Here is a 2,080-nt window from a genome sequence, read left to right as displayed (position 1 = left end):
TCCGGAAGACACCGCCCCGACGCCCTGCACAGTCTTCCGCGACCTGCGACGCAGCGGTTTACCGCCAATGACTGTCCCGCTGTTCCTCAACCCCGAAGGAGCCCCGTCCGGCGACGTCGCCAGGGCCGCGTCCGGGAAGTGGCGCGCACCGTGATCAGAAGACCAACACCACGAAGAAGACGACAACGAGGAGGCGAAGAGAGCACGAATGCCCACGAGACAACGACCACGAAACCACAGCGACAGACCAGACAGTTCAGGCTGAAGATCCATCAGAAAGAACGAACCGTCATACGAGACAGCGCTAAGGCATCGTCACTTCGTGACGATGCGGACACGGTCAACTACTCCAGGTTAGCGCCGGTAGGGCGTTTCGGGACTTTCGGGACACCCCTACGCGCGGGCGCGCGAGGAGCTGGAGGCCGTCACCCGCCTCGACTGGCCTCCGGGGAGGATCGGACCGGATTTTGGCGGTAGGGCTGAAGCGGTGATGAGCTACTACTGGGTCAGCGGGCCTGCCACAACTTCACGCTCTTGTCGTTGCTGCCGGTGGCGAGGGTTGTGCCGTCCGGGCTGAAGGCCACCGAGGTGACACTGTCGGTGTGGCCAGTGAGGGTGGCGATGGTGTTGCGGCCGGCCACGTCCCACAACCTCACGCTCTTGTCGAGGCCGCCGGTGGCGAGGGTTGTGCCGTCTGGGCTGAAGGCCACCGAGGAGACATCGTCGGTGTGGCCGGTGAGGGTGGCGATGGTGTTTCGGCTGGCCACGTCCCACAACCGCACCGTGTCGTCGGCGCTGCCGGTGGCGAGGGTTTTGCCGTCCGGGCTGAAGGCCACTGAGGTGACCCTGTCGGTGTGGCCGGTGAGGGTGGCGATGGTGTTTCGGCCGGCCACGTCCCACAACTTCACGCTCTTGTCGTTGCTGCCGGTGGCGAGGGTTTTGCCGTCCGGGCTGAACTCCACTGAGGTGACCCCGCCGGTGTGGCCGGTGAGGGTGGCGACGGTGTTGCGGCCGGCCACGTCCCACAACCTCACGCTGTAGTCGATGCTGCTGGTGGCGAGGGTTTTGCCGTCCGGGCTGAAGGCCACTGAGGTGACAGAGTGAGTGTGGCCGGTGAGGGTGGCGATGGTGTTTCGGCCGGCCGCGTCCCACAATCGCACCTCGGGTTCGCCGCCGTCGCTGCTGGTGGCGAGGGTTTTGCCGTCCGGGCTGAAGGCCACCGAGGAGACATTGTCGGTGTGGCCGGTGAGGGTGGCGATGGTGTTGCGGCCGGCCACGTCCCACAACCACACTGTTTCGTCGGCGCTGCTGGTGGCGAGGGTTTTGCCGTCCGGGCTGAAGGCCACCGAGAAGACGAAGAGGGTGTGGCCGGTGAGGGTGGCGCTCAGTGCGAAGTTGGCGGCGTTTAGTGTCGGGCCGGGGGTGCAGGCGACCATGGTCGGCACGCCGATGGCGGCCAGGGCGCCGAGCCCGCCCCGGAGCAGGGTACGGCGAGATAGTGAGCGGCGCTGCCGCGGAGAGATCGTATTCACACCCCTAGGTGTAGAAGATCACGCTTGAGACTGACTTGTATGCCTCTGCATCACCTTCTGCCCGCCCGGGCCGAGCAGCTCGCCGGCGGCGAACGGCTCCGGGGCGCGGCCGCGCCGGGCGGACCCGGCATCACTACCGGGGACCCTGATGCGCGCCCCGGAAAACCCGGCCGTACCAGCTGGTAACTTGCGGGAATAAGGATTCCCGGGAGTTACCTGGCGCCCGGCAAAACGGGCGCCCTCACCCCCCATCGAAGCCGGGACCGTCCTGCTTTGGAGGCGCCGCCCCGCCCTCGGGACGCGTCGGCGACCCCGACCCGGGCCGCAGATTCCCAAGCAGGCCGATGACCCCGGCGAGCACCGCGTCGGTGAGGGTCGCGCGGGCGAGGTTCGCGTCGGTGAAGTCCGCGCTGCTGAGGTCCGCGCGGGTGAGGTTCGCGCGGAAAAGGTTCAGGGTCGAGGAACAGCGGGGCAGTCGTTGGCGGTGAGAAAGATCTTGTTTCTCGTTGTGGCGGTGAGCTGGTCGAATGCGAAAGGGCCAGGCGGTC

The 2,080-nt window shown here is 67.1% G+C and carries 2 protein-coding genes; both read right to left on the bottom strand.

All coding sequences use genetic code 11. From position 1 onward, the window contains the following. Positions 1-506: 506 nt before the first annotated feature. A complete protein-coding gene (locus ABT130_RS47450) occupies positions 507-1,532 on the bottom strand; it encodes a WD40 repeat domain-containing protein (protein WP_350966479.1) in 1,026 nt (341 codons plus the stop codon). A gap of 241 nt (positions 1,533-1,773) precedes the next feature. Continuing rightward, positions 1,774-2,080 (bottom strand): pentapeptide repeat-containing protein (locus ABT130_RS47445; protein ID WP_350966478.1); only part of this gene is annotated, 307 nt, incomplete at its 5' end.

The sequence above is a fragment of the Streptosporangium sp. NPDC001681 genome, from assembly GCF_040298085.1.
GTDB lineage: Bacteria > Actinomycetota > Actinomycetes > Streptosporangiales > Streptosporangiaceae > Streptosporangium.
The sequence above is the reverse complement of the archived record's forward strand: the minus strand, read 5'-3'. Positions and strand labels throughout refer to the sequence as shown.